This window comes from Polynucleobacter sp. 35-46-11 (assembly GCF_002281105.1).
In genome coordinates this window covers 1-1,229 of record NZ_NCFJ01000657.1, presented here as the reverse complement: position 1 = coordinate 1,229, position 1,229 = coordinate 1, and the positions used below count along the sequence as shown (strand labels likewise).

The following is a 1,229-nucleotide window of genomic DNA, read 5'->3' as shown; positions in this document are numbered from 1 at the left end:
GGATTAAAATCTATAATAGACAATATAAAAATATCTATCTTAATGCCCGTATACAAAGTAAAACCAGAACTACTTATATCAGCGATTGAATCGGTGAGACGCCAATCATACCTTAATTGGGAACTTTGCATTGTAGATGATGGGTCCGACGACGTCACGATTAAAAAAATCCTTGAGAACTACTCAGAAAATGACAATAGAATTAAGATTCAACTAAACAAAACCAACCATGGAATATCATCTGCAACTAATGATGCACTTGATTTAGCAACAGGGGAGTTTGTAGGATTACTGGACAATGACGACATATTGACATTTGATGCCTTAGAAGAGGTTTTCGCGGCCATCAAAAATAATCCATCCACTGACTACATTTACTCAGATGAATGCAAAATTGATGATAACGGCTTACCAATTGAAATTTTTTCAAAGCCAGACTGGAGTCCTAGTGCGCTCATAAACTGCATGTACACTGGGCACTTTTCCATTTATCGAAAAAAATTAATTTATGACATCGGAAAATTTAGATCAAAATATGATTTCTCTCAAGACTACGATTTAGCATTACGAGCTTCTTCACAAGCTAATAACATAATTCACATTTCAAAGGTCCTATACGGCTGGAGAATGACAGAAGGGTCAGGAGCACAAGGCGATAAACCTTATGCCCGTATATCAAATATTGCTGCATTGCAAGATTTCGCTGACAACAAGAGGATATTGGCTAAGGCTGAACCAGAACCATACGGCAATCATTTAAGGATACTTAAAAGCCAAAATCACGAAAAAGTGTCAATAATAATTCCATCAGACAACTTCACAAACATATCAAACACGATTGACACAATCATTGAAAACACCTTATATGAAAACTATGAAATAATTATTGTCACAAATTCCAAAATAGCCGCCAAGTTACAGCCCATAAAATCATATGATCAGATAAGGATTGCAAAATATGATTTACCCTTTAATTTTTCAGACAAATGTAATTATGGTGCCAAAATGGCAACCGGTGAAATAATTGTATTCTTTAATGATGATGTACGTGTTGTCTCGAAAGACTGGCTCGAAATAATCATTGAAGCCTTTATAACAACTGGCGCTGGAATAGTAGGCCCGAAACTACTGTATGAAAATTATCTTATTCAACATGCGGGAATGGTAACTGGAGTAAGGGGGCTTGTTGGAACAGCCTTTCATTGTTTACCGCATGAAACACAAGCGCA

General features: G+C 36.2%; 1 protein-coding gene. It reads left to right on the top strand.

The window, feature by feature from the left end; translation table 11 throughout:
- The coding region (locus B7Y67_RS18535; RefSeq protein WP_293599894.1) for a glycosyltransferase at nt 1-1,229 on the top strand (1,229 nt) is incomplete at both ends.